At 64.4% G+C, this 23,286-nt stretch carries 20 protein-coding genes and 1 riboswitch; of the genes, 10 read left to right on the plus strand and 10 right to left on the minus strand.

Annotation, left to right across the window (positions count from 1 at the left end; translation table 11 throughout):
* Positions 1–10: 10 nt before the first annotated feature.
* The 3 genes from DCO48_RS14785 (at position 11) to DCO48_RS14795 (ending at position 6,499) form a co-directional block, all read left to right on the plus strand.
* Positions 11–5,338 carry an Hpt domain-containing protein gene (locus DCO48_RS14785; RefSeq protein ID WP_116551353.1) on the plus strand — a complete coding sequence of 1,776 codons (5,328 nt, stop codon included), beginning with the start codon at positions 11–13 and terminating at the stop codon, positions 5,336–5,338.
* Positions 5,331–5,795 (plus strand): chemotaxis protein CheW, encoded by a 465-nt coding sequence (locus tag DCO48_RS14790; protein ID WP_116551354.1) that lies wholly within the window; start codon positions 5,331–5,333, stop codon positions 5,793–5,795. Before DCO48_RS14785 ends, DCO48_RS14790 begins: the two co-directional genes overlap by 8 nt.
* Positions 5,796–5,881: 86 nt before the next feature.
* On the plus strand, positions 5,882–6,499 hold the full coding sequence (locus DCO48_RS14795) for a hemolysin III family protein (RefSeq protein WP_116551355.1): 618 nt from the start codon (positions 5,882–5,884) through the stop codon (positions 6,497–6,499).
* Positions 6,500–6,573: 74 nt separating this feature from the next.
* On the opposite strand, the gene DCO48_RS14800 is transcribed toward DCO48_RS14795, so the two are convergent.
* The 3 genes from DCO48_RS14800 to DCO48_RS14810 form a co-directional block, all read right to left on the minus strand.
* On the minus strand, positions 6,574–7,293 hold the full coding sequence (locus DCO48_RS14800) for a 16S rRNA (uracil(1498)-N(3))-methyltransferase (RefSeq protein ID WP_116551356.1): 720 nt from the start codon (positions 7,291–7,293) through the stop codon (positions 6,574–6,576).
* Positions 7,294–7,372: 79 nt separating this feature from the next.
* The gene (locus DCO48_RS14805; RefSeq protein WP_116551357.1) at positions 7,373–8,779 is read right to left on the minus strand and encodes an adenosylmethionine--8-amino-7-oxononanoate transaminase; all 1,407 of its coding nucleotides are present in this window, start codon (positions 8,777–8,779) and stop codon (positions 7,373–7,375) included.
* A 145-nt stretch (positions 8,780–8,924) separates the two neighbouring features.
* Positions 8,925–9,452 (minus strand): hypothetical protein, encoded by a 528-nt coding sequence (locus DCO48_RS14810; RefSeq protein WP_116551358.1) that lies wholly within the window; start codon positions 9,450–9,452, stop codon positions 8,925–8,927.
* 208 nt (positions 9,453–9,660) lie between these two features.
* Between DCO48_RS14810 and DCO48_RS14815 the strand changes: the two genes are divergently transcribed.
* The 3 genes from DCO48_RS14815 (at position 9,661) to DCO48_RS14825 (ending at position 12,916) form a co-directional block, all read left to right on the plus strand.
* Positions 9,661–11,526: a flavin monoamine oxidase family protein gene (locus DCO48_RS14815; RefSeq protein ID WP_116551359.1), complete on the plus strand. Its 1,866-nt coding sequence runs from the start codon at positions 9,661–9,663 to the stop codon at positions 11,524–11,526.
* Between the two features lie 228 nt (positions 11,527–11,754).
* Positions 11,755–12,306: a cytochrome b gene (locus DCO48_RS14820; RefSeq protein ID WP_116551360.1), complete on the plus strand. Its 552-nt coding sequence runs from the start codon at positions 11,755–11,757 to the stop codon at positions 12,304–12,306.
* Between the two features lie 31 nt (positions 12,307–12,337).
* Positions 12,338–12,916: a YceI family protein gene (locus DCO48_RS14825; RefSeq protein WP_116551361.1), complete on the plus strand. Its 579-nt coding sequence runs from the start codon at positions 12,338–12,340 to the stop codon at positions 12,914–12,916.
* A gap of 65 nt (positions 12,917–12,981) precedes the next feature.
* On the opposite strand, the gene DCO48_RS14830 is transcribed toward DCO48_RS14825, so the two are convergent.
* The 4 genes from DCO48_RS14830 to ahcY all read right to left on the minus strand — a co-directional run bounded on the left by DCO48_RS14830 (position 12,982) and on the right by ahcY (position 18,366).
* On the minus strand, positions 12,982–14,889 hold the full coding sequence (locus DCO48_RS14830) for a DEAD/DEAH box helicase (RefSeq protein WP_116551362.1): 1,908 nt from the start codon (positions 14,887–14,889) through the stop codon (positions 12,982–12,984).
* Positions 14,890–15,110: 221 nt separating this feature from the next.
* On the minus strand, positions 15,111–15,896 hold the full coding sequence (locus DCO48_RS14835) for an ABC transporter substrate-binding protein (RefSeq protein ID WP_116551363.1): 786 nt from the start codon (positions 15,894–15,896) through the stop codon (positions 15,111–15,113).
* 94 nt (positions 15,897–15,990) lie between these two features.
* Positions 15,991–16,836 carry a methylenetetrahydrofolate reductase [NAD(P)H] gene (gene metF / locus DCO48_RS14840; protein WP_116551364.1) on the minus strand — a complete coding sequence of 282 codons (846 nt, stop codon included), beginning with the start codon at positions 16,834–16,836 and terminating at the stop codon, positions 15,991–15,993.
* 120 nt (positions 16,837–16,956) lie between these two features.
* Positions 16,957–18,366: an adenosylhomocysteinase gene (ahcY, locus tag DCO48_RS14845; RefSeq protein ID WP_116551365.1), complete on the minus strand. Its 1,410-nt coding sequence runs from the start codon at positions 18,364–18,366 to the stop codon at positions 16,957–16,959.
* 21 nt (positions 18,367–18,387) lie between these two features.
* Positions 18,388–18,492, minus strand: a riboswitch (S-adenosyl-L-homocysteine riboswitch).
* Between the two features lie 19 nt (positions 18,493–18,511).
* Between ahcY and DCO48_RS22740 the strand changes: the two genes are divergently transcribed.
* Together DCO48_RS22740 and DCO48_RS14850 are read left to right on the plus strand one after the other, a co-directional pair.
* Positions 18,512–18,679, plus strand: coding sequence for a hypothetical protein (locus DCO48_RS22740; RefSeq protein ID WP_165840777.1), 168 nt, complete (start codon positions 18,512–18,514; stop codon positions 18,677–18,679).
* Positions 18,676–19,074 carry an acyl-CoA thioesterase gene (locus tag DCO48_RS14850; protein ID WP_116551366.1) on the plus strand — a complete coding sequence of 133 codons (399 nt, stop codon included), beginning with the start codon at positions 18,676–18,678 and terminating at the stop codon, positions 19,072–19,074. The genes DCO48_RS22740 and DCO48_RS14850 overlap by 4 nt, the downstream gene beginning before the upstream one ends.
* 60 nt (positions 19,075–19,134) lie before the next feature.
* On the opposite strand, the gene DCO48_RS14855 is transcribed toward DCO48_RS14850, so the two are convergent.
* The gene (locus DCO48_RS14855; protein ID WP_116551367.1) at positions 19,135–20,370 is read right to left on the minus strand and encodes a sodium:proton antiporter; all 1,236 of its coding nucleotides are present in this window, start codon (positions 20,368–20,370) and stop codon (positions 19,135–19,137) included.
* Positions 20,371–20,638: 268 nt separating this feature from the next.
* On the opposite strand from DCO48_RS14855, the gene DCO48_RS14860 reads away from it, so the two are divergent.
* A complete protein-coding gene (locus tag DCO48_RS14860) occupies positions 20,639–21,025 on the plus strand; it encodes an MAPEG family protein (protein ID WP_116551368.1) in 387 nt (128 codons plus the stop codon).
* On the opposite strand, the gene DCO48_RS14865 is transcribed toward DCO48_RS14860, so the two are convergent.
* Complete coding sequence (locus tag DCO48_RS14865) at positions 21,026–22,183, minus strand: murein transglycosylase A (protein ID WP_116551369.1); 1,158 nt, start codon at positions 22,181–22,183, stop codon at positions 21,026–21,028.
* A gap of 131 nt (positions 22,184–22,314) precedes the next feature.
* On the opposite strand from DCO48_RS14865, the gene DCO48_RS14870 reads away from it, so the two are divergent.
* Entirely contained in the window at positions 22,315–22,761 is a 447-nt protein-coding gene (locus tag DCO48_RS14870; protein WP_116551381.1) for a cytochrome c, read from the plus strand.
* Between the two features lie 103 nt (positions 22,762–22,864).
* Here the strand turns inward: DCO48_RS14870 and DCO48_RS14875 are convergent, their stop codons facing one another.
* Positions 22,865–23,260 carry a DUF1090 domain-containing protein gene (locus DCO48_RS14875; protein ID WP_116551370.1) on the minus strand — a complete coding sequence of 132 codons (396 nt, stop codon included), beginning with the start codon at positions 23,258–23,260 and terminating at the stop codon, positions 22,865–22,867.
* Positions 23,261–23,286 lie beyond the last annotated feature (26 nt).

Consider the following 23,286-nt stretch of genomic DNA (forward strand, 5'->3'; position numbering starts at 1 on the left):
TGGAGTGGGTATGGCTGACCGGCACGACACTGTCGCCCTGGCCTGGGTCAAGGGCGCCATCGATGAAAGCCTTGGGCTGGCGCGCCAGGCCCTGGAGCAATTTGCCAGCGAACCCGGCGAGCAGGCCGCCTTGCGCGGCTTCAGCGAGCGGCTGCATCAGGTGTTCGGCTGCCTGGAGATGCTTGAGCTCAAGGGCGCGGCACTGCTTGCCGAGGAAATGCAGCAACTGGCCGCGGCCCTCGCCGACGGGCGTGCGAGCTCCCGTGGCGAGGCGCTGGGCGCATTGTTCCGCGGCCTGGAGCAGTTGCCGGTGTACCTGGAGCGGCTGCGCAGCGCCCGCGGCGACCTGCCGCTGGTGGCGCTGCCGCTGCTCAATCAATTACGCGCGGCGCGTGGTGCCGAGGCCCAGCGTAGCCTGCTGGATGCCGCGCCTGTCGATCAGGGCACGCCGGCGGCGGCCGAGCTGGCCAACTTCGACCTGTCGCTGGGCACCCTGCGCGACCAGTTGCACGCCGGTCCCGACCGCGATGCGATGCGCTCGGTAGTGGCGGCGCTGCGCGACGACCTGGTGCGGATCAAGGAGCGCCTCGACCTGTTCGTGCGCGGTGACCGTGGCCAGCTCGAAGAACTCCACGTCCTGATCGCCCCGCTGCGGCAGATCGCCGATGCCCTGGCGGTGCTCGGCTTTGCCCAGCCGCGCCGGGTGATCATCGACCAGGTGGCGGTGTTGCAGGGCCTGGCCCAGGGCCAGCAGGCGCCGGAAGACGCCCTGCTGATGGATGTCGCCGGGGCGCTGTTGTATGTCGAAGCCACGTTGGGTGGCATGGTCGGCTCGATGGAGTCGGTGGGCCAGAGCCCGTTGCCCGGCACCGAACTGGCCGAGATCCGCCAACTGGTGCTCGACGAGTGCCACGGCGTGCTGTTGCAGGCCAAGGACCTGATTGCCGATTGCCTGGAGGCCGGCTGGGACCGCCAGCGCCTGCAACCGCTGCCGGCGCTGTTCAGCCAGATTCGCGGGGCCCTGGCCATGCTCATGCTGCCGCGCCCGGCGGCGTTGGTGCAGCGTTGCAACGAATTTGCCGGCAGCCACCTGATGGATGCCGAGGACTCGCCCGATGCCGCCGCGCTGGAACATTTCGCCGACGCCATCTGCAGCCTCGAATGTTACTTGCAGGGCTTGAGCATCGACCCGCTGGCTGACCTCGACGGATTGCTCGGCCGCGCCGAGAACGCCCTTGGCGCGCTCGGTTTCCCGACCCTGCCGGCGCCGCTGATCGAGCCGCAGGTACTGGCGCTGGAGGATGCGCCGCTGGACGACGAACTGCGCGAGATCTTCCTGGAAGAAGCCGAGGAAGTCCTCCAGCAGTTGGAAGAACACTGGAAGCGCTGGCGTGCCGACACCCGCCTGCGCGACGCGCTGGTTGAGCTGCGCCGTGGCTTCCACACGCTCAAGGGCAGTGGCCGGATGGTCCGTGCGCAGGTGCTGGCCGAGCTGGCGTGGGCCGCCGAGCACCTGCTCAACCGCATGCTCGAAGGGCGCGTCGGCCCGGGCCGCGAAGTGTTCGCCCTGCTGGAGCAGGCACTGGCCCTGTTGCCGCCGCTGCTGCTGGCGTTCGCCGAGGCGCAGGCGCAGGCGCAGCCGCGTGCCGATGTCGAGCGCCTGGCCAACAGCCTGCATGCGCTGGCGATGAACGACCCGAACGGCAGTGAAGCCCCTGCCGAAGCACTCGACCCGCAACTGCTGGAGATCTTCCGCAACGAGGCGTTGACTCACCTGGCCACCCTTGACGAGTACCTGCAGGGCGCCGCAGAGCACCTGCCGGCGCCGGTCAGCGACAACCTGCAACGGGCCCTGCATACCCTCAAGGGCAGCGCGGCCATGGCCGGGGTGACGCCGATAGCCGAACTGGCCGGCGCGCTGGACCTGCTGGCGCGCGAATTCAAGGCGCATCAGTTGGGCCTGGACCTCGACGAAATCTACCTGCTGCAAATGGCCGAGCCGTTGTTGCGCCGCGGTCTCGATCAGCTCGGCAGCGCGCCGCTGGCGTCGATTGGCGGCGCCGACATTCTCATCGAACAGGTCGACCAGGTGGTCGAGGCCCGGCTCAAGGCGCTGCTCGATGCGCCCAGCCACGGCCTGCGGCTCAAGCGTGACCCGCAGTTGATCGCCAGTTTCCTGGCCCAGGGCATGGACATCCTGCTCGACGCCGAATCGTTGTTGCTGCGCTGGCAGGAGCACCCCGGCGAGCGCCAGGAATTGACGGCACTGCTGGATGAACTGACCACCCTCGGCCAGAGCGCCCACCTGGCCGACCTGTGGCAGGTCGACGAACTCTGCGAAGCGCTGCTCGACCTGTACGGCGCGGTCGAGGAAAGCAGCCTGGCGGTCAACCAGCGCTTCTTCCTCGAAGCCCAGCACGCCCACGAAGCGCTGATCGACATGCTCGACCAGATTGCCGCCGGGCAAGAGGTCGACCCGCGCCCGGAGCGTCTGCATGCCCTGCGCGAGCTGCTCGACGAAAGCCTCGATCCGTCGGCCGTCGGCCTGGTGAGCAGCCAGGGCGCACAGCCGCTGAGCATCACCGAGCTGGCCGCCGCAACCCGTCAGCTGGAGCAGCCGACGCCGGACCGGGAGATGGAACTGCTGTTCCTCGAAGAGGCAGTGGATATCCTCGAGAATGCCGATCAGGCCCTGCAACGCTGGCTCGAAGAGCCTGACAACGCCTCGGCGCTGTCCTCGTTGCAACAGGAGCTGGACACGCTCAAGGGCGGCGCACAGATGGCCGAGGTCGGCCCGGTGGAAGTGCTGGCCCAGGAGCTGGAAATGCTCTATGCCGGGCTGGTCGACCGGCGCTATAGCCTGTCGCCGGCGCTGGCGGGCCTGCTCAAGGGCAGCCATGCGCTGTTGGCGCGGATGCTGGGCCAGTTGCAGCAGGGCGAAGCGCCGGCGGCGGTGGTCGAGCAGTTGGCGCGGTTGCGCGAGTTCCGCCACACCGCCGCCCCTGGCGTGCAGGAAAAAACCAGCGCCGCGCCGGCCCAGGAAGGCGACAAGGAACTGCTGGAGATCTTCCTCGAGGAAGGTTTCGACATTGTCGAAAGTGCCGGCGCCGCCCTGATCCGCTGGCAGGCCGAGCCGCGCAACACGGTCGAGGTGGAGAACCTGCTGCGCGACCTGCACACCCTCAAGGGGGGCGCGCGGATGGTCGAGATCGCGCCGATTGGCGACCTGGCCCACGAGCTCGAATTCCTCTACGAGCACCTGGCCGCCGGCCAGTTGCAGCCGAGTCCGGCGCTGTTCAGCCTGTTACAGAACTGCCACGACCGCCTTGCGCACATGCTCGACGCGGTACGCTTGCAGCAGCCGTTGCACGCGGCCACGGCGCTGATCGACTACATCCGCAATTTCAGCAGTGCGGCGCTCAGCGACAGCGCCGCCACCTTGCCGAGCAGCGAACCGGCGCTCGCCGAAGCCCCGGCAGCGGCCCCGGAGCGCGGTCCGGCGGACATGGTCAAGGTCAACGCCGAGCTGCTCGACGACCTCGGCAACCTGGCCGGTGAAAACTCGATCATCCGTGGCCGTATCGAGCAGCAGGTGAACGACGCCCAGGTCGCACTGAGCGAGATGGAAACCACCCTGGAGCGGATGCGCGACCAACTGCGCCGGCTCGACACCGAAACCCAGGGGCGCATCCTCAGCCGTCAGCAGAGCGAAGGCGACCTGCTCGGCTACGACGATTTCGACCCGCTGGAGATGGACCGCCATTCGCAGCTGCAACAGCTGTCGCGGGCACTCTTCGAGTCGGCGTCCGACCTGCTCGACCTCAAGGAAACCCTGACCGTGCGTGCCCATGACGCACACAGCCTGTTGCAGCAGCAGGCGCGGGTGAACAGCGAGTTGCAGGAAGGCCTGATGCGCACCCGCATGGTGCCGTTCGAGCGGCTGGTGCCGCGCTTGCAGCGGGTGGTGCGGCAGGTGGCCAGCGAGCTGGGCAAGCAGGTCGAACTGGTGGTTGGCAACGCCGAGGGCGAGATGGACCGCAGCGTGCTGGAGCGCATGGTGGCGCCGCTGGAGCACATGCTGCGCAACGCCGTCGACCACGGCATGGAAAGCCGCGAGGCGCGGCTCCAGGCTGGCAAGCCGGAGCAGGGCCTGATTGCCTTGAACCTGCTGCATGAGGGGGCCGATATCGTCATCGAAATGTCCGACGACGGTGCCGGGGTGTCGCTCGAAGCGGTGCGCAACAAGGCGATCAAGCGCGGCCTGCTCGACCCGGCCAGCGAAATCAGCGACTACGAAGTGATGCAGTTCATCCTCCAGCCGGGCTTCTCCACGGCGGAAAAGATCACCCAGATTTCCGGGCGCGGGCTGGGCATGGACGTGGTCCATGAGGAGGTCAAGCAACTCGGCGGCTCGATGGTCATCGACTCGGTGCCCGGCAAGGGCGCACGCTTCCTGATCCGCCTGCCGTTCACCGTGTCGGTGAACCGGGCGCTGATGGTGCATTACGCCGATGAACAATACGCCGTGCCGCTCAATGCCATCGAAGGCGTAGTGCGGGTGCTGCCGGCCGAGTTGGAGGCCTGCTACCAGCTCGACCCGCCGCGTTACGAATACGCCGGGCACCGCTACGAGCTGCGCTACCTGGGCGAAATGCTCCAGCGCGAGGCGCAGCCGCGCCTGCTTGGCCAGACGCTGCCGTTGCCGGTGTTGCTGGTGCATGCGCACGACCAGGCCTTCGCGGTGCAGGTCGACAGCCTGGCCGCCAGCCGCGAAATCGTGGTCAAGAGCCTCGGCCCGCAGTTTGCTGCGGTGCATGGGTTGGCGGGCGCGACGCTGCTCGGCGATGGTCGCGTGGTGCTGATTCTCGACCTGCTGGCGCAACTGCGCGGCCTGCACCTGCGCCTGTCGCAGCAGGGTAAGGCGGCACGTCTGCGTAGCGACGTGCAGGGCAGCGGCCCGGCGCGGCCGCTGCTGGTGCTGGTGGTCGACGACTCGGTGACGGTGCGCAAGGTGACCGGGCGCCTGCTGGAACGCCACGGCATGAACGTCCTCACCGCCAAGGATGGCGTCGACGCCATGGCGGTGCTCGAAGAACACCGCCCGGATGTGATGCTGCTGGATATCGAGATGCCGCGCATGGACGGCTTCGAAGTGGCCACCCTGGTGCGCCAGGACCCGCGCCTGCATGAACTGCCGATCATCATGATCACCTCGCGGACCGGCCAGAAGCACCGCGACCGGGCCATGGCGATTGGCGTCAACGATTACCTGGGCAAGCCGTACCATGAGTCGGTGTTGCTCGAAAGCATTGCCCGCTGGAGCACTGCCCATGCTTGAACAACCCGCGCGCTTCGGCCGGCGCAGCAGCCTCACCGGCCTGCTGCTGCCGTTGAGCGACCGCTGCCTGGTGCTGCCCAATGTGGCGGTGGCCGAACTGATCGGCTATCAAGCCTGCCGCCCGGCGCCGGAGCTGCCGCCGTGGCTGCTCGGCTGGATCGACTGGCGCAGCCAGCGCCTGCCGCTGCTGGCCTTCGAAGCCGCCTGCGGCAGCGAGTTGCAGGTGGGCGAGCGGGCGCGGATCGTTGTGCTCAATGCGCTGGGTGGCACGCCGCGGCGTTTCTTCGCCATGCTGGTGCAGGGCATTCCGCGCTCGTGCAAGCTCGACAGCCAGCTCAATTACGTTGACGTGCCGCTGCATGCGCTGGAGCTGGCGGCGGTGCAGGTGGGCGAGCAGGTGGCGCGGGTGCCGGACCTGGTCAGCCTGGAACAGCTGTTGCAGACGGCTGGCGCCTGAGCCTGCAGGAGCACACAGGGTAATGCGCTTGACGCAGTCCTTGTTGTAGGGTGGTAGCCGAACACCTCTCGGGAGGACCCTGCTGCATGTATCACGGTGAACGTTTCAACGCCTGGACCCACCTGGTTGGCGCGGTGCTGGCGAGCATTGGCGCCGTCTGGCTGCTGGTGGTCGCCAGCTTCGAAGGCGACCCCTGGAAGATCGTCAGCCTGGCGATCTATGGTTTCACCCTGCTGTTGCTGTACAGCATCTCGACCGCCTACCACAGCGTGCGTGGCCGGGCCAAAGTGATCATGCGCAAGCTCGATCACCTGTCGATCTACCTGTTGATTGCCGGCAGCTACACGCCATTCTGCCTGGTCAGCCTGCGCGGGCCGTGGGGCTGGAGCCTGTTCGGCGTGGTCTGGGGGTTGGCCGTGGTCGGCATGCTGCAGGAGATCAAGCCGCGTTCGGAGGCGCGGGTACTGTCGATCGTGATCTATGCGCTGATGGGCTGGATCGTGCTGGTGGCGGTCAAGCCGTTACTGGCCAGCCTGGGCACCGCCGGCTTCGCCTGGCTGGCGGCCGGTGGTGCGTTCTACACCATCGGCATCATCTTCTTTGCCTATGACAGCCGGTTTCGCCATTGGCACGGCATCTGGCACTTGTTCGTGATTGCCGGGAGTTTGCTGCACTTTATTGCGGTGTTTTTCTACGTGCTCTGAGGCGTGTGCTGGCCCTATCGCTGGCAAGGCCGGCCCACACAAGCGCAGGGAGCAGGCCTTGCCTGCGAGGCGATCTAGAAGTCACCCCACAGCTGCTGAGCCACCGCCAGCGCCACCACCGGCGCGGTCTCGGTGCGCAGCACCCGCGGCCCGAGACGCGCCGCCTGGAAGCCGGCGGCCTTGGCCTGTTCCACTTCGGCGTCGGACAAACCACCCTCAGGGCCAATCAGAAACGCCAGGCTGTCCGGCTTGGCATGGCTCAGCAGTGGCTCGGCCACCGGGTGCAGCACCAGTTTCAGCGTTTCGTCGGCAGCCTTGAGCCATTCGGCCAGGGTGAGCGGCGGGTGGATCAACGGCACGCTGGAGCGTCCGCACTGTTCGCAGGCACTGATGGCCACCTGGCGCCAGTGGGCCAGACGTTTGTCGGCGCGTTCGTCCTTGAGGCGTACTTCGCAGCGCTCGCTGACGATCGGGGTGATCGCGTTGACGCCCAGTTCGGTGGCCTTCTGGATCGCCCAGTCCATCCGTTCGCCACGGGACAGGCCCTGGCCGAGGTGGATGTGCAGGTTCGATTCGGCCTGGCCGGGCAGGGCCTGGGTGAGGCTGACGCGCACGGTTTTCTTGCCGACTTCAAGCAACTGGCCAAGGAATTCCTGGCCACTGCCGTCGAACAACTGCACGGCGTCGCCGGCCGCCATGCGCAGCACGCGGCCAATGTAATGGGCCTGGGCTTCAGGCAGATCGTGCTCGCCGAGGCTCAGCGGGGCGTCGATGAAAAAGCGGGAGAGTCTCATGGGGCGCTCTGAATAAGTTGTGTCAGGTTGGGCGTGAAAACCTGTAGGCGCAGGCAAGCCAGCGCCTACAAAACAGCTGTCAGCCCGGATCGCGAAAATCGGGGTGGAAATTGCTCGGCACCGCCACGCTCACGCTGTTGCGCGTGGCAATATCGATGCCTTCGCTGGCCACCTCGGCGAGAAAGTCGATCTGCTCCGGGGTAATCACATACGGCGGCAGGAAATACACCACGCTGCCCAGCGGCCGCAGCAACGCGCCACGGCTCAGGGCATGCTCGAAGACCTTCAGCCCGCGCCGCTCCTGCCAGGGGTAGGCGGTCTTGCTGGCCTTGTCCTGCACCATCTCGATGGCCAGGGCCATGCCGGTCTGGCGCACGTCGGCGACGTTCGGGTGGTCGGCCAGGTGCGCCGTGGCGCTGGCCATGCGTTGCGCCAGGGCCTTGTTGTTCTCGACCACGTTGTCCTGCTCGAAGATATCCAGCGTCGCCAGCGCCGCCGCACAGGCCAGCGGGTTGCCGGTGTAGCTGTGCGAGTGGAGGAAGGCGCGCAGGGTCGAGTAGTCGTCGTAGAAGGCGTTGTACACCTCATCGGTGGTCAGGCACGCCGCCAACGGCAGGTAGCCGCCGGTCAGGGCCTTCGACAGGCAGAGGAAGTCTGGGCGGATGCCGGCCTGCTCGCAGGCGAACATCGTGCCGGTACGGCCGAAGCCGACGGCGATCTCGTCGTGGATCAGGTGCACGTCATAGCGGTCGCAAGCCTCGCGCAGCAGCTTGAGGTACACCGGGTGATACATGCGCATGCCGCCGGCGCCCTGGATCAGCGGCTCGACGATGACGGCGGCGAGGGTGTCGTGGTGCTCGGCCAGGGTTTGTTCCATGGCGGCGAACATCGTCCGCGAGTGCGCTTCCCAGCTCACCCCTTGCGGGCGCAGGTAGCAGTCCGGGCTCGGTACCTTGAGGGTGTCGAGCAGCAACGCCTTGTAGGTTTCGGTGAACAGCGGCACATCGCCGACCGACATCGCGGCAATGGTTTCGCCGTGGTAGCTGTTGCTCAGGGTGACGAAGCGCTTCTTGTTCGGCTGGCCCTTGTTCAGCCAATAGTGGAAGCTCATTTTCAGCGCTACTTCGATGCACGACGAGCCGTTATCGGCGTAGAAGCATCGGTTTAGGCCGTCCGGGGTGAGCTTCACCAGGCGCTCGGACAGCTCGATCACCGGCTGGTGGCTGAAGCCGGCGAGAATCACATGCTCCAACTGATCGACCTGATCCTTGATGCGCTGGTTGATGCGTGGGTTGGCATGGCCGAACACGTTCACCCACCAGGAGCTGACCGCGTCCAGGTAGCGTTTGCCTTCGAAATCTTCCAGCCAGACCCCTTCGCCGCGTTTGATCGGGATCAGCGGCAGTTGCTCGTGGTCTTTCATCTGGGTGCAGGGGTGCCAGAGGACCTTGAGGTCGCGCTGCATCCACTGATCATTCAGGCCCATTGGCTTTACTCCTGGTGACGCGGGTTCGGATAACCCGCGTAAGCCTAAGCAAAGCCCCGTGGCAGGACAACCGGCAAATGTCCGGGCTGATGAGCACTCACTGCCAGCGCCTAACGGGAATAGGCGCGCAAGCCGCGCGCCGGGTTCAGACGTTACTCGCCGGTTCCCAGGCAATCGAGGCAATGTGCACGGTGCCGGCGCGCGAGGTGGTGAGATCTATCGCTGTTGGGCCGCCCGGTTTCAGGCTGAGAATTGTTGGGGTCGTGGCATTGAACGGTTCGTTGGGCTTGGCAACGAACGCCACCGAGAAAAAATCGGGGAAGTTTTCGCTGGACAGCGCGTCAACGTCGATACCCAACTGCTCCAGGCCCTCGGCCTCCAGGTCGGACTCGGTATAGTCGCTGGCGACGTAGTAATACAGCTCAACCTTTTCGACTGGGACACCGAAGTCGATTCGCACGCTGCTCAGGTCGCCGACCACCAGTTCGACGTCGCCATAGTGCGTAACACTGGGTTTACGAAAGCCGGAAGGTTCGGCGCCATCGATGTCGGCATCGCTCCACAGGCGAATGCTCAGGCCTTGCTCGGTTCGGTAGGTCTTACCGACAAGAAAGGTTTCCAGTGCGGTAGGTTGACCCTGAAAGGTTTCGAAGGTTTCGATTTTGCTTAACATGTTCATCGCTCCTTGAATGGCGCCGATTGGCCTGCGCAGCGTGCCGCAAGTCGATCGGCGAACGCACCGACAGGCGTTTCCCGGGCACGCGTTGACCTCGCGCTCCGCGTTGCTGGCGAGGTCGGCTGGCCTGGCGTATCCTTCGCGGAGTTCTTTCCGGGGCGTTCTTCCCCGCACTTTCTGCCTTTTTTGATCCGGAGTTCGCCGAATGTCTGCTGGTTGGCTGCGCGCCTGCGCGTTGGTTTTGATAGGGCTGTTCAGCGTGGGGGCGATGGCTGCTTCCAAGCCGCCAACGGCAATCGTTATCGGTGGCGGCCTGGCCGGCCTCACGGCCGCCTACGAGCTGCAGAACAAGGGCTGGCAGGTGACCCTGCTCGAAGCCAAGCCGGGCATCGGCGGGCGCTCGGGCCTGGCCACCAGCGAGTGGATCGGCAACAGCAAAACCCAGCCGGTACTGAACAAGTACCTCGACACCTTCAAGCTGGCGACCCTGCCAGCGCCGGAGTTCGTGCGTAAACCCGGTTACCTGATCGACGGCGAGTACTTCAGCGCCAGCGACCTGGCCACCAAGCAGCCAGCCACTGCCGAGGCACTCAAACGCTACGAGAAAACCCTCGACGACCTGGCTCGCTCGATCAGCGACCCGGAAAACCCGGCGGCCAACAGCACGCTGTTTGCCCTCGACCAGATCAACGTCTCCAACTGGCTGGACAAGCTGCAACTGCCGGCCACTGCGCGGCAACTGGTCAACCAGCAGATCCGTACCCGCTACGACGAGCCGTCGCGCCTGTCACTGCTGTATTTCGCCCAGCAGTCGCGCGTCTACCGCGGCATCGACGACCGCGACCTGCGTGCTGCCCGTCTGCCCGGTGGCAGCCCGGTGCTGGCCCAGGCCTTCGTCAAGCAGTTGAAAACCATCAAGACCAGCTCGCCGGTGACCGCCATCAGCCAGGACAAGGACGGCGTTACCGTCAAGGTTGGCGCGGTCGGTTACCAGGCCGATTACCTGGTCATGGCCGTGCCGCTGCGCGCACTGTCGAAGATCCAGCTGACGCCCGGCCTGGACAACCAGCACCTGGCCGCCCTCAAAGGCACCAACTACGGCTGGCGCGACCAGTTGTTGCTGAAGTTCAAGAGTCCGGTATGGGAAAGCCGCGCGCGGATGTCTGGCGAGATCTACAGCAACACCGGCCTGGGCATGCTCTGGATCGAACCTGCACTCAAGGGTGGCGCCAACGTCGTGATCAACCTGTCCGGCGACAACGCGCGCCTGCTGCAGGCGTTTGGCGACAAGCAGATGGTCGATCAGGTGCTGATCCGTCTGCATGCGTTTTATCCACAGGCGCGCGGTGCCTTCACCGGCTATGAAGTGCGCCGCTACAGCACCGATGCCGGTACCGGCGGCGCCTACCTGGCCTACGGGCCGGGGCAGATCAGCAAGTTCTGGCGGTTGTGGGAGCGTCCGGTGCAGCGTATCGCCTTTGCCGGTGAGCACACCGACGTGATGTTCCCCGGCACCCTCGAAGGTGCCCTGCGCAGCGGTCAGCGTGCCGCCACCCAGGTGCAGGAGCTGGCGGCGGGCAAATCGTTCGACCCGGTCAAGGCGGCGCCAGTGGCGGCCGCTGCGGCGGGTGCGGTGGCGGCGAAGCAGGGCGGGTTCTTCTCGAATCTGTTCGGTGGTTCGTCGGACAAGGCTGACAAGCCGAAAGCCGAGCCGGTGAAGGCAGCGGCGAAGCAGGACGAGGCGAAAAAGCCTGGGTTCTTCTCGCGGATGTTTGGTGGTGGCGAAGAGCCGAAGGCCAAGGACGTGGTGAAGCCGGCCGAGGCGGCGGTTGCTCCAGCGCCGGCCCCTGCGCCAGCGCCAGCAGCGGTTGCGCCGGTGGCGAAGGAAGAGCCAGTCAAGGCGCCGCCGGTCAAGCCCGCGCCAGTGAAGGCGCAACCGGTGAAGAAGCCGGTGGCCAAGGCTGCACCGGCGAAGAAGGTGGCAGACAAGCCGGCCCCGGCGAAGAAGGCGGCGGCAAAGGCCGAGCCTGTTAAAAAGCCGGCAGCCAACGCCCAGGCCAAGGCACAGTAAGTCAGTTACGAGCCCGCTCCCACATGCTTTCAACTGTGGGAGCGGGCTCGTCCCGCGATGGGCTGCAAAGCAGCCCTAAGCAATCCTTCCTACGCAGTTAATGTTTCCTTAACCCGCTCGTTACACACTAATCATCATATTTTTCGATGCTTCAAAGCGAAATTTTCCGCTTTAATTCGATAGATAACTCGATAGTCTTGAGCACAGTTCTTACAGGGAAACACGGCAATGCAACTGCGCAATTCTCCTTCTCGCTATGGTCTGGTCAGCATCGTCCTGCATTGGGGTGTCGCGCTGGTGGTGTTCGGCCTGTTCGGCCTGGGGCTGTGGATGGTCGGTCTGGACTATTACAGTTCCTGGCGCCATACCGCCCCCGACCTGCACAAGAGCATCGGCCTGAGCCTGCTGGCGATCATGTTGCTGCGTCTGCTCTGGCGCTTTGTCAGCCCGCCGCCGCCAGCGCCGGCCAACCACAGTGCCTTCACCCGCCTCGCCGCCAAGGCCGGCCACGGCCTGCTCTACCTTGGCCTGTTCGCGGTGATGATCGCCGGTTACCTGATTTCCACCGCCGACGGCGTCGGTATTCCAGTGTTCGGCCTGTTCGAAGTGCCGGCCCTGGTCAGCAACCTGCCCGATCAGGCCGACGTTGCCGGTGAGATCCATCTGTACCTGGCCTGGGGGGTGGTGATCTTCGCCGGCCTGCATGGCCTGGCAGCCCTGAAACACCACGTTATCGACCGTGACGCGACCCTGACGCGCATGCTGGGCCGCAAAGCTTGATGTTCAACCTCAACTCCAAAGGAATAGACGCATGTTGAAAAAGACTTTTGCCGCTCTGGCGCTCGGTACTGCACTGCTCTCGGCTGGCCAGGCCATGGCGGCAGACTACAAGATCGACAAGGAAGGCCAGCACGCCTTCGTTGACTGGAAGATCAGCCACCTGGGCTACAGCTTCATCCACGGTACCTTCAAGGATTTCGACGGCTCCTTCAGCTGGGATGCGGCCAAGCCGGAAGCCAGCAAGATCGCTGTCGACCTGAAAACCGCCAGCGTCTGGTCGAACCACGCCGAGCGTGACAAGCACATCGCCAGCGCCGACTTCCTCGACGTGAAGAAATACCCGCAAGCCAAGTTCGTTTCCACCAGCGTCAAATCGACCGGCGAGAAAACCGCTGACGTCAGCGGCGACCTGACCCTGCACGGCGTGACCAAGCCCGTGGTGTTCAAGGCGACCTTCATCGGTGAAGGCAAGGACCCATGGGGCGGCGAGCGTGCTGGCTTCAATGCCACCACCACGCTGAACCTGAACGATTTCGGCATCAAAGGCCCAGGCCCTACCTCGCAAACGCTGGACTTGGATATCTCGCTGGAAGGCGTGAAAGCCAAGTAACAGCGAGGTCGTAGCAACAAAAAACCCGGCCTGAGCCGGGTTTTTTGTTGCCACAGTTACTGCACTTAGCGGTTGCGCGTCAGCAGTGCCGGCTTCTCGCCGCGTGGGCGGGTTGGCAGTTGCTCGAGTTGCTCGGCGGTCGGGAACCGATCGATCTTCGATTCCTTGTGCATGATCTTCGGCTGTGGCGAGCCTTCGCGCGGGTTGCGTACGGCTGGCTCCTGGCGCGACGAGTCGTCACGTGCCGGACGGCGGTTGCGGTTGTTGCTGGCGCCACCGTCACGACGTGGCTGGCCATCACGCGCGCCACCCCCACCGCTGCGGGCACCGCCGCGCTTCTCGCCATTGTTGCTGCCGCCGGCGCCATTGCGCTGACCGCCGCCGTTGCTACGCGGCTGGCCGCCACGCGGTTGAGCGGCGCCACCGCTGCCGGCCTGGGCAGGTGCGCCCGGCCGCCGGTTGCGGCCTTGGCCACCTTTGTTCTGGTACGGGCTGACGTAGTCGGCACGGTTGCCAAAGTTATCGACGTCGTCGTCGAGGAACTCTTCCGGGTCGCGGTTGGCCGAGGCTGGAGTTGGGGTTGCGCTCTGGTCGGACGGGGTCTGACGAGGCTTCTTATCACGCGGCTTGCGCTCCTGACGGCCACTGGCGGCCTTTTCAGAAGACTTATCGCCTGCCGGTTTGTCCTTTTCCTTACCTTTGTCTTTGCCTTTGTCCTTGCGCCCGCCGCTGCCGGCATTGCTGCCGTCGGCGCGCTGGCCACGGCCACGGCCGTTGTTCTGTGGACGCGGTTCGCGGGTTTCCGGCTTCTCGGCTTCGACCAAGGACGCATCGAAGCCCATCAGGTCGCCATCCGGGATCTTCTGGCGGGTAACGCGCTCGATGCTCTTGAGCAGTTTTTCCTCGTCCGGGGCAACCAGCGAAATGGCTTCACCCGAGCGACCGGCACGGCCGGTACGGCCGATGCGGTGCACGTAGTCTTCTTCGACGTTCGGCAGTTCGAAGTTGACCACGTGTGGCAACTGGTCGATGTCCAGGCCGCGGGCGGCGATGTCGGTGGCAACCATGATCCGCACGCTGCCGGCCTTGAAGTCGGCCAGGGCTTTGGTGCGGGCGTTCTGGCTCTTGTTGCCGTGGATCGCAGCGGCGGTGAGGCCGTGTTTTTCCAGGTACTCGGCCAGGCGGTTGGCGCCGTGCTTGGTCCGGGTGAAGACCAGCACTTGCTCCCATGCGCCCTGCGTGATCAGGTGCGCCAGCAGCGCGCGCTTGTGGCTGGCCGGCAGGCGGTAGACGCGCTGCTCGATGCGCTCCACCGTGGTGTTCGGCGGTGTGACCTCGATGCGCTCGGGGTTGTGCAGCAGCTTGTCGGCGAGGTCGGTGATGTCTTTCGAGAAGGTCGCCGAGAACAGCAGGTTCTGACGCTTGGCCGGCAGGCGGGCGAGGACTTTCTTCACATCGTGAATGAAGCCCATGTCGAGCATGCGGTCGGCTTCGTCGAGCACCAGGGTTTCGACGTGGCTGAGGTCGACGCTGCCCTGGCCGGCCAGGTCGAGCAGGCGACCCGGGCAGGCCACCAGCACATCGACGCCGCGAGCCATGGCCTGGACCTGCGGGTTCATGCCGACACCGCCGAAGATGCAGGCGCTGACGAACTTGAGGTCACGGGCGTAGACCTTGAAGCTGTCATGCACCTGGGCGGCCAGCTCGCGGGTCGGGGTCAGGACCAGGACCCGTGGTTGACGCGGGCCGTGGCGTTGGGATTTGTCAGGGTGGCCACCGGGGAACAGGCGTTCGAGGATCGGCAAGGCGAAGCCGCCGGTTTTACCAGTACCTGTCTGTGCCGCGACCATCAGGTCGCGACCTTGCAACACGGCGGGAATGGCCCGCTGTTGCACCGGAGTAGGCTGGGTATAGCCCGCTGCCTCGATAGCGCGGACTAGAGCCTCGGAGAGACCGAGGGAAGCAAAGGACATGAGTAATCCTGTTCTAGTGGGGGCTGTGCCCAATGGGATAATCTTGCCTGGCGCGACGGGCATCGGCTGATGCTATCGCGTCCGGTCCAGCTGGGTCTTCAATGCGCATCCGGTGTTGGCGGGCGGGCTCTTGGCACGCGCTCCTGCCGGTTGGGATGCCTTTTGCAAGACCGAGCGTCCGGGCGTAAGCCTGGCGGGAAGGCCGGAGTATAACAGAGCAATCAGTGCGTGCTGCTTTCCTGCTGCTCAACGGTGTGTGGGAAGACGATATCGGCATTGGCGTAACGTGCACTCAGTTCGGCGTAGGCCGGTTCCTGCTTGAAACGCTTGAGTTCGGCGGCAAAGCGCTGGGCCAGCAGGTCCATGCCGACATTGCGGCGCACGGCCAGGTACTGCGCCTGGCGGCTGACCACCAGCGGTAGCTCGTTGACCTGGCCTTTGAGGTTGAGGGTCTTGATCAGGTAGCGGCCGACCCGCCGGTCGGTGATCAGCAGGTCGATGCGGCCCAGCAGCAGCTTGCCGAAGTTGGCTTCGTGGGTCGGTGCCGGTTCGCGACGAAATGCGCTCGATTCGCTGAACGCCGGGTCATAGGTGTAGCCGGGCGAAGTGCCAACGTTGAGGCCTTTGAGGTCGGCCAGGGTGTTGACCGGGTGCGGCCGGACACTGGCCTGGAACAGCACGAATTCGACTTCCGACAGCGGCTCGTTGGGATAATACAGCTGGCTGTCGCGCTGCTCGGTCTGGAAGATGTCCAGCACACCATCGGCCAGGCCCTGCTCGATCATCGCCAGACAACGCTTCCACGGCAGGAGCTGCCAATCCACCTCGACCCCCAGGCGCTTGAAGATCTCGGCGGTGACTTCGTAGTCGATGCCTTTCACTTCGCCGTGCTCTTCGTACACGTACGGCGGCCAGGCATCGGTGACGATGCGCAGCTTTTCGGCGTGCGCGAACGTGCTCAGGCAGGTGAGAAGCAGGGCTGCGAACAGACGGGAGAAATCGGACATGGCGGCAGAGTACGACGGAGCATTGCGCGAAGGCTAGTACTCGCGTGCAGAACGGGCGACTGCCCCGGCAAAACCGGAGCAGATCGCCCGATCATCAGCGTGGCAGCTTCAGATTGTTCCAGATCGCCAGGCTAGGATCGGCCTGGTTCAGGGTGTAGAAGTGCAGGCCCGGTGCGCCGCCTTGCAGCAGTTGCTCGCACATCTGGGTAATCACCTGCTCGCCGAAGGCCTGGATGCTTTGCACATCGTCGCCATAGGCTTCCAGCTGCTTGCGGATCCAGCGTGGGATCTCGGCGCCGCAGGCGTCGGAGAAACGCGCCAGCTTGCTGTAGTTGGTGATCGGCATGATCCCCGGTACCACCGGGATGTCCACGCCCAGTTTCTGCACGCGCTCGACGAAGTAGAAATAGCTGTCGGCGTTGAAGAAGTACTGGGTGATGGCGCTGTCGGCGCCGGCCTTGGCCTTGCGCGCGAAGTTCAGCAGGTCGTCTTCGAAGTTGCGCGCTTGCGGGTGCATCTCCGGGTAGGCAGCCACTTCGATGTGGAAGTGGTCGCCGCTTTCCTGGCGAATGAACTCGACCAGGTCATTGGCGTGACGCAGCTCGCCGCTGGCCATGCCCATGCCCGACGGCAGGTCGCCGCGCAGGGCGACGATGCGTTTGATCCCGGCGGCCTTGTACTGGGCCAGCAGGGCCCGCAAGTCGGCCTTGCTGTCGCCGACGCACGATAGGTGCGGCGCGGCTGGGACTTTCACTTCGCTTTCCAGCTGCAGCACGGTGTTCAGCGTGCGGTCGCGGGTCGAGCCGCCGGCGCCGTAGGTGCAGGAGAAGAAATCCGGGTTGTAGCTGGCCAGCGTGCGTGCGGTGGCGAGCAGTTTTTCATGTCCAGCATCGGTCTTGGTCGGGAAGAACTCGAAGCTGTAACGACGTTCCTGAGACATAGAAGGCCTATTAGCCGCAAGCTGTAAGCTTCAAGCGGCAAGTTGGAAGCGCGTTGACAGGGCGCTGCAAGCAGAAGCGGCGTGCACCGCTTTTGCTTGCAGCTTGAAGCTTGCGGCTTCTCAGTAGCGATAGGCGTGTGGCTTGAACGGCCCTTCGACAGTCACGCCGATGTATTCGGCCTGCTGTGGCGTGAGCTGGGTGACCACGCCGCCGAAGCCGCGGACCATTTCCAGGGCCACTTCTTCGTCGAGTTTCTTCGGCAGTACTTCGACGGTCAGGCGCTCGGCTTTCTGGGCTGGCGACAGGTCGGCGTATTTCTGCTCGAACAGGAAGATCTGCGCCAGCACCTGGTTGGCGAACGAACCGTCCATGATCCGGCTTGGGTGGCCCGTGGCGTTGCCCAGGTTAACCAGACGGCCTTCGGCCAGCAGGATCAGGTAGTCGTCGTTCTGCGGGTCGAAATCGCCAGCGCCGGTACGGTGGATCTTGTGTACCTGCGGCTTCACTTCTTCCCAGGCCCAGTTCTTGCGCATGAAGGCCGTGTCGATTTCGTTGTCGAAGTGACCGATGTTGCACACTACGGCACGCTTTTTCAGCGCCTTGAGCATGTTGGCATCGCAGACGTTGACGTTACCGGTGGTGGTGACGATCAGGTCGATCTTGCCCAGCAGGGCCTTGTCGATGCTGGCTTCGGTGCCGTTGTTGATACCGTCGATGAACGGCGAGACCAGCTCGAAGCCGTCCATGCAGGCTTGCATGGCGCAGATCGGGTCAACTTCGGAGACCTTGACGATCATGCCTTCCTGACGCAGCGACTGAGCCGAGCCCTTGCCCACGTCGCCGTAGCCGATGACCAGTGCTTGCTTGCCCGACAGCAGGTGGTCGGTGCCGCGCTTGATGGCATCGTTCAGGCTGTGACGGCAGCCGTACTTGTTGTCGTTCTTGCTCTTGGTGACCGAGTCGTTGACGTTGATCGCCGGCACTTTCAGTTCGCCTTTGGCCAGCATGTCGAGCAGACGGTGGACACCGGTGGTGGTTTCTTCGGTGACGCCGTGGACGCGTTCCAGAACGGCCGGGTATTTCTTGTGCAGCAGCTCGGTCAGGTCACCGCCGTCGTCGAGGATCATGTTGGCGTCCCATGGCTGGCCATCCTTGAGGATGGTCTGCTCCAGGCACCACTCGTACTCTTCTTCGGTTTCGCCTTTCCAGGCGAATACCGGGATACCGGCAGCGGCGATGGAGGCAGCGGCCTGATCCTGAGTGGAGAAGATGTTGCAGGACGACCAGCGCACTTCGGCACCCAGGGCAACCAAGGTTTCGATCAGCACGGCGGTCTGAATGGTCATGTGGATGCAGCCGAGGATTTTCGCACCTTTGAGCGGTTGCTCTTGCAGGTACTTGCGGCGCAGGCCCATCAGTGCAGGCATTTCCGATTCGGCAATGATGGTTTCGCGACGGCCCCAGGCGGCCAGGGAGATGTCAGCGACTTTGAAATCGGTAAAACCAGCAGGCGTGTTTACAGCGCTCATGAAGAGCCTCCATTCGTTAAGTGCGAATGGGCGCCGTTGTGCGTTTAGTGTCTGCCGGCGAACCGTGCTGGACAACGCCCCATCCGAGCCTGACAGGACGAACCTGCTGCAGCGCCCCTCGGACAGGTGGCGGGAACGGTATCAAGTGCAGATGACCGTTTTTCAAGCGTGGGCGATTATAGCCGCGCGCGTGCAACTGCCCAAGGCTTTCTGTCGATTAATCGAGACCATAGTCGATGTTAAATGGAGGCTGGCGGCAGGCTCTGCCATCATTACCGGCATCGATTGGCAAGACGGTCAGGAAAAAGCATGAATTTTCACACGCGCAAATGGGTAAAGCCTGAAGACCTCAACCCCAACGGCACCCTGTTCGGCGGCAGCCTGCTGCGCTGGATCGACGAGGAGGCGGCGATCTACGCCATCGTCCAGCTGGGTAACCAGCGAGTGGTCACCAAGTACATCTCCGAGATCAACTTTGTCAGCGCCTCGCGCCAGGGCGACATCATCGAACTGGGCATTACCGCGACCGAGTTTGGCCGGACCTCGATCACCCTGAAATGCGAAGTGCGCAACAAGATCACCCGCAAGAGCGTGTTGACGGTGGAGAAGATGGTCTTCGTCAACCTCGGCGAAGATGGCCTGCCGGCGCCGCACGGGCGGACCGAGATCAAGTACATCAAGGATCAGTTCGACACGGCGGTGGAGTGAGTTCACGAGCCCACAAAGCCAGCTCCTACCGCGGCCAGGCAAGCCTTGGTGGGAGCGGGCTCAGGGCTGCTCGGTAACCCCGCGCACCACCCGCCCGATGGTCAGCCCCTGCAACAGGATCGACGACAGCACCACGATATAGGTGATGCTCAGCAGCAGGTCACGCTCGCTGCCCTGTGGCAACGACAGCGCCAGCGCCACTGAAACACCGCCGCGCAAACCACCCCAGGTCAGCACCCGTACCGTGCCACGCGGCACTGCGCGCCAGCGGCGCAACATGACGATCGCCGGGGCCACCGTCAGCAGGCGCGACAGCAGGATGGCCAGCGCCAGCACGCTGGCTGCCGCCAGGTGCATCCAGGAAAACGGCAACAGCAGCAGTTCCAGGCCGATCAGGGCAAACAGCAGCGCATTGAGCATGTCGTCGATCAGTTCCCAGAAGCCGTCCAGGTAGCGCCGGGTCATGTCGTTCATCGCCAGGTTGCGCCCCAGGTTGCCGATGATCAGACCGGCCACCACCATCGCAATCGGCGCCGAGACGTGCAGCTCGTAGGCCATCGCCGAACCACCGATCACCAGCGCCAGGGTCAGCATGACCTCGATCTGGTATTGCTCGATGCTCTTGATCATGCGGTAGGTGATGTAGCCGATCAGGCCGCCGAACACCACGCCGCCCAGCGCTTCGCGGGCGAACAGCACGGCGGTTTCGCTCGCCGTCGGCGTTTCGCCCAGCTGGGCGATGCCCAGCAGTACGGTAAACACCACGACCGCGGTGCCGTCGTTGAACAGCGATTCGCCAACGATGGTGGTTTTCAGCGGCTTCGACGCATTGGCCGTACGCAGCGCGCCGAGCACCGCAATCGGGTCGGTCGGCGAAATCAGCGCGCCGAACAGCAGGCAGTAGAGCAGGCTCACCTGCCAGCCGAACAAGGCGAAGATCCAGTGCGCCAGGTAGCCGATCAGCACCGTGGCAATCAGTACGCCCACCGTCGCCAGCAGGCCGATCGGCCAGCGGTAGCTGCGCAGGTCGGCCAGGTTCACGTGCAGCGCACCAGCAAACAGCAGGAACGACAGCATCCAGTGCATCAGCAGGTCGTTGAAATCGATCTGGCTCATCAGGCTCTGCACCCGCTCTTCCAGGCCGGGGTAGCCGATCACGCTCAGGCCTTGCAGCAGCAGCGAGAACAGCAGGGCGGTGACCATCACGCCAATGGTCGGTGGCAGGCCGATAAAGCGGTAATTCACATACGTGAGGAGGGTGGTCAGACAGATAAACGCGGCAACTAACTCAAGCATCCCAGGTCCTGTAGTGGCTTCCAATGTCATGCCCGAATGGCTCGGGCACAACGTTGGATGCGTTGCCGACCGGCTCGGGGCACATGGGTTTTTGAACCCGACGTTGACCGCGTACTGGCTGTTTTGTTGCAACTGGTTAAAACTGCGTTCTCGGCCAACCCGACCTGAAAGCACCCTGACAAGGATCGGGCCCGTGGTAGCGACCGCCCTGCTGCTGATCGGCATGCTGATCATGAAACGCTGACCCAACCCTGATAAGGATATAGCCATGACCGTTGCCTTCTGGTGCGTACTGATCGCGCTGCTGCTGCCCATCCTCTGCACCAGCATTGCCAAGTTCGGCAGCGGGCGCTTCAGCCTGCGCCAGAACCACGACCCGCGGGCGTTCCTCGACAAGCTCGAAGGCTTGCCGCGCCGCGCCCATGCGGCGCAGTTGAACAGTTTCGAAGCGTTCCCGGCGTTCGCTGCCGCGGTGATCATCGCCGACATCCTCGGCAACGCCGAACAGGTGACCCAGGACGTGCTGGCGGTGCTCTACATCACCAGCCGCCTGCTCTACATCATCTGCTACCTGGCCGACTGGGCGGCGCTGCGTTCGTTGGTGTGGTTCGCCGGCCTGGGCCTGATCATCAGCTTCTTCGTGGTCTCGGCCTGATTACTGGTCGGTCACTTCCGCTACGGCCGGTAGCGGTGCGCCTTTAGGCCACAGCAGCCAGATCTGGCCTTGCTGCTTCATGTCGCCGGCCAACTGGCCGGCAGCGGCGCCGGTGCCCCAGAACAGGTCGGCGCGCACTTCGCCGGCAATTGCCCCGCCGGTGTCCTGCGCCGCCACCGGGCGCGCCACCGGCGAACCGTCGGGACGCGTGGTCGATAGCCACAGCAAGCTGCCCAGCGGGATCACCTTGCGGTCGATGGCCACGCTGTAGCCGGCGGTCAGCGGCACATTGAGCGAGCCGCGCGGGCCTTCGTTGCTGTCCGGGCGGGTGCTGAAGAACACATAGCTCGGGTTGCTCGCCAGCAGCTCCGGCACCCGCGTCGGGTTGGCCTCGGCCCAGGCGTGGATCGCGCCCATGGTCACCTCTTCCTTCTTCAGCTGACCCTGTTCTACCAGCCAGCGCCCGACCGGGCGATACGGGTGGCCGTTCTGGTCGGCATAACCGACGCGCAGTTGCCGGCCATTCTCCAGCTGGATGCGCCCGGAGCCCTGGATCTGCAGGAACTGCAGGTCCATCGGGTCGGTCAGCCAGGCCAGCACCGGCGCCTTCACGCCATCGCGCTGGATCACTTCGGCGCTGTCGTAGGGTTTGAGCGTGTGCCCTTCGATGCGTCCGCGCAGGCGCTTGCCCTTGAGCTCTGGGTAGAGGCTGTCGAGTGCCACCACGATCATGTCGTCCGGCACACCATACACCGGCACGCTGGCCTTGGCGGTCCGGGTCAGGCTGCCGGGGTAGACCGGCTCGTAGTAGCCGGTGATCAGGCCGTTGGCGTTGTTGCCGGCCGAGCGCAGGCTGTACACCTCAAGGGTGTTGCCGAGGAAGTCGCGGATCTGCCGGGCGTCGTTCGGCACCGCCAGCGCGCCGCTGCAGGTATTGGCCCAGACCGGGTCGCGCTTGAGCCGCTCGCAGGCGCTGCGCCAGGCGTTGAAGCCGGCCACCAGGTCGGCTTCGCTGACGCTGGGCAGGTCTTGCCAGGTGGCGTGGGTGTAGGTGGCAATCGGGTGTGGCTTGCTTTTTTCCGGGGCGCTGCCGTTGCAGCCGGCGAGCAAGGCCAGTATCGAAAGGGTGGCGCCGAGGCGGCTCTTGGAAACTTTCATGAACGCTGTTCCTTGCGGTTGGCCTGGGCTAGAGCCGTTCGGGCAAACCGTAGTATTGATAAGGGTATTGGTCTTTGTGGACGAGACGAGGATACTGGCCGCCTTTTTTACCGTGAGCCGACTTCACCATGATGCTCAAGCGACTTTCTGTAGTAGCGCTGGCCTGCCTGACCCTGACCGCCTGTGGCGGTGTCGACCCCAATTCGCCGCTGGGGCAACGCAAGACGATCTTCAAGCAGATGCTCAAGACCAGCGAAGACATGGGCGGCATGTTGCGTGGCCGGCTGCCGTTCGACGGGCAGAAATTCGCCGACGGCGCGGTGAAACTCGATGCGCTGTCGCATGAACCCTGGAAACACTTTCCGCAGGTCAAGGACAACGACGAGAGCAGCGCGCGGGCCGAGGTCTGGGAGCGCCAGGCGCGCTTCCAGGAGCTGGCCCGGCAACTGGAGGGCGTGACCGGCGAACTGGTGGCGGTGACCCGCAGCCAGCCGTTGAACGCGGCCGACCTGGGCGCGCCGATGGACAAGGTCGAGGCGGCGTGCAAGGCGTGTCATACCGAGTTTCGTAATCATTGAGCGCGCTATAGTGGGGCTCGTGCGCTCCCACAGTGGCCGGCGTGATGCCATACCTTGTGGGAGCGGGCGAGTCCCGCGATGAGTTCAGCACGATTCTTGTGTCTTACTTCTCCAGCTCATCCAGTGCCTGCTGCAGTTCTTTCTTGGCTTCGGCCAGCTTGTCCTTGCGCGTGTTGATCTTCTCCGCATCGCCTTTCTTCATGGCCTTGTCCAGGTCCTTGGTGCGCTGCGTCACTTCGTGGCGGGCGTCGAGCACGTTCTGCTCGCGCTCCTTGCGCAAACCGGTGTCGGTGCAGTGCTGAGTCACTTCGCTCAGGGCCTTTTCCAGACCAGCCTGCTGCTCGGCGTTGCCGTGGGCGCGGGCCTGTTCGAGCTGTTCGCTGATGGCTTGCTTCTTCGCTGCACAACCGGTCAGGCCTGGCTGCGCTTCGGTGGCCAGCAGCGGCGTGGCCAACAGGCTACAGGCGGTGAACAGGGCAAGCGGGGAAAGCAGTTTCATAAGGGCTCCGTTGTCGCGGGCTGGCA

This window comes from Pseudomonas sp. SDI, assembly GCF_003105155.1.
GTDB lineage: Bacteria > Pseudomonadota > Gammaproteobacteria > Pseudomonadales > Pseudomonadaceae > Aquipseudomonas.

Excerpts from the sequence above, each read along its gene's own strand:
- DCO48_RS14785 (WP_116551353.1), top strand. The coding sequence starts at position 11 with ATGGCTGACCGGCACGACACTGTCGCCCTGGCCTGGGTCAAGGGCGCC.
- DCO48_RS14790 (WP_116551354.1), top strand. The coding sequence starts at position 5,331 with ATGCTTGAACAACCCGCGCGCTTCGGCCGGCGCAGCAGCCTCACCGGC.
- DCO48_RS14795 (WP_116551355.1), top strand. The coding sequence starts at position 5,882 with ATGTATCACGGTGAACGTTTCAACGCCTGGACCCACCTGGTTGGCGCG.
- DCO48_RS14800 (WP_116551356.1), bottom strand. The coding sequence starts at position 7,293 with ATGAGACTCTCCCGCTTTTTCATCGACGCCCCGCTGAGCCTCGGCGAG.
- DCO48_RS14805 (WP_116551357.1), bottom strand. The coding sequence starts at position 8,779 with ATGGGCCTGAATGATCAGTGGATGCAGCGCGACCTCAAGGTCCTCTGG.
- DCO48_RS14810 (WP_116551358.1), bottom strand. The coding sequence starts at position 9,452 with ATGTTAAGCAAAATCGAAACCTTCGAAACCTTTCAGGGTCAACCTACC.
- DCO48_RS14815 (WP_116551359.1), top strand. The coding sequence starts at position 9,661 with ATGTCTGCTGGTTGGCTGCGCGCCTGCGCGTTGGTTTTGATAGGGCTG.
- DCO48_RS14820 (WP_116551360.1), top strand. The coding sequence starts at position 11,755 with ATGCAACTGCGCAATTCTCCTTCTCGCTATGGTCTGGTCAGCATCGTC.
- DCO48_RS14825 (WP_116551361.1), top strand. The coding sequence starts at position 12,338 with ATGTTGAAAAAGACTTTTGCCGCTCTGGCGCTCGGTACTGCACTGCTC.
- DCO48_RS14830 (WP_116551362.1), bottom strand. The coding sequence starts at position 14,889 with ATGTCCTTTGCTTCCCTCGGTCTCTCCGAGGCTCTAGTCCGCGCTATC.
- DCO48_RS14835 (WP_116551363.1), bottom strand. The coding sequence starts at position 15,896 with ATGTCCGATTTCTCCCGTCTGTTCGCAGCCCTGCTTCTCACCTGCCTG.
- metF (WP_116551364.1), bottom strand. The coding sequence starts at position 16,836 with ATGTCTCAGGAACGTCGTTACAGCTTCGAGTTCTTCCCGACCAAGACC.
- ahcY (WP_116551365.1), bottom strand. The coding sequence starts at position 18,366 with ATGAGCGCTGTAAACACGCCTGCTGGTTTTACCGATTTCAAAGTCGCT.
- DCO48_RS14850 (WP_116551366.1), top strand. The coding sequence starts at position 18,676 with ATGAATTTTCACACGCGCAAATGGGTAAAGCCTGAAGACCTCAACCCC.
- DCO48_RS14855 (WP_116551367.1), bottom strand. The coding sequence starts at position 20,370 with ATGCTTGAGTTAGTTGCCGCGTTTATCTGTCTGACCACCCTCCTCACG.
- DCO48_RS14860 (WP_116551368.1), top strand. The coding sequence starts at position 20,639 with ATGACCGTTGCCTTCTGGTGCGTACTGATCGCGCTGCTGCTGCCCATC.
- DCO48_RS14865 (WP_116551369.1), bottom strand. The coding sequence starts at position 22,183 with ATGAAAGTTTCCAAGAGCCGCCTCGGCGCCACCCTTTCGATACTGGCC.
- DCO48_RS14870 (WP_116551381.1), top strand. The coding sequence starts at position 22,315 with ATGCTCAAGCGACTTTCTGTAGTAGCGCTGGCCTGCCTGACCCTGACC.
- DCO48_RS14875 (WP_116551370.1), bottom strand. The coding sequence starts at position 23,260 with ATGAAACTGCTTTCCCCGCTTGCCCTGTTCACCGCCTGTAGCCTGTTG.